The sequence below is a fragment of the Heyndrickxia acidiproducens DSM 23148 genome, from assembly GCF_000374345.1.
Classification (GTDB): domain Bacteria; phylum Bacillota; class Bacilli; order Bacillales; family Bacillaceae_C; genus Weizmannia; species Weizmannia acidiproducens.
Map to the genome: position 1 here is coordinate 1 of NZ_KB894076.1, position 1,380 is coordinate 1,380.

The 1,380-nt window shown below is 43.0% G+C and carries 1 protein-coding gene; it reads left to right on the top strand.

Going from position 1 to position 1,380, the window contains the following annotated elements; all coding sequences use genetic code 11:
- Nucleotides 1–444: SIS domain-containing protein (locus C232_RS19070; protein ID WP_018665543.1), on the top strand; the 444-nt coding region annotated here is incomplete at its 5' end.
- Between the last annotated feature and the right edge of the window lie 936 nt (nucleotides 445–1,380).

The window sequence follows — 1,380 nt, forward strand, 5'->3', positions numbered from 1 at the left end:
TTTGACTATTTAACACTAACCCGCAATTGCTTTTTCATCGGCCGTGCGCTCGACTATTATGTATGCCTTGAAGGGGCATTAAAGTTAAAAGAAATTTCCTATATTCAAGCAGAAGGTTTTGCAGGCGGCGAACTTAAACACGGTACGATTGCGTTGATTGAAGAAGGCACCCCGGTTGTGGCGCTTGCAACGCAAGAGGATGTCAACTGGAATATCCGCGGCAATGTCAAAGAAGTGCTTGCCCGCGGCGCCAACCCTTGCATTATTTCAATGAAAGGCCTTAATACGGAAGACGACCGTTTCGTGCTTCCGAAAGTACACGAATTACTCACACCTCTTATCTCTGTCGTACCACTGCAGCTGCTTGCCTACTACGCGGCCCTGCACCGCGACTGCGATGTCGACAAACCGCGCAACCTGGCCAAAAGCGTAACAGTGGAATAAGAAAGAAAGACCCCGGAGGAAAGCCAAGACAGCCTGGTTTCTCCCCGGGGTTTTTTATTTAATCAAATGATTGATTAAGATCAGCCGGCTTTCTTATATGGATAAATGATGGTTTAATCAAACGATTGATTAAGTATCTTTCTGTCAAAATCTCCGTCCCTCTGATAAAAAGCCGGTACCTGACCGGCGGGGGATTGGGTCAATTCGGCAGGAGAATATGGATATTCATGGGTCACAATAAGTCCCGATTCATGGGCAATATAAACTCTAGCTGGATCCAAACCGGGTCCAGTTTTTCTTTTGCCCAATTCCCTCCAATCCCTTGTCTTGTAAGGACTCAATAGAGTTTTTCTTCAATCAGTTCTCTTCCGGTATCCTTTCTAATCTGAAAATCTGGTCGGCTTTCAGTTCTTTTTTGTGTGATTTTCAACCTTATCATTCCGTTATTTTTCCTCTCTTTCTGGAATCAACTTTTAGCTTTTCCAGACTATTCTGCATAATCCAGAGTGGAAAAAAGACGGCAGAATCGGGCATATTGGGAAACAACTTTTTAACAGATTGGAAAGTGGGTGAATTCGGCGGATGCCTTGCGGGAGTTAATGGAAGGGGGACTTTGAGGAGGAAGGACTTTTTGGCAGGAGAATACAGTAGAGAGAAGAAAAAATCGAGAAAAGAGGTAGAAAGGGATATTCTGATCCTTTTTTCGTGCTCTTTAATCAAACGTTTGAATAATTCATTCCGGCTTCTTTTCCTTATCAATGTTCAATGATGCCTATTTGTTTTTGCTATGGTTTTTCTTATGCAGTACTATTTACAGGAAGAAAATCGCCTTCACTCTTGGGTGTTTCTGACATCCAAAAATAACCGAAAGTTGACGGTATTGCCTGTCCGGAATTTGACGAGTATAATGTCCTCGTATTTATTCTTGAGAAAGGA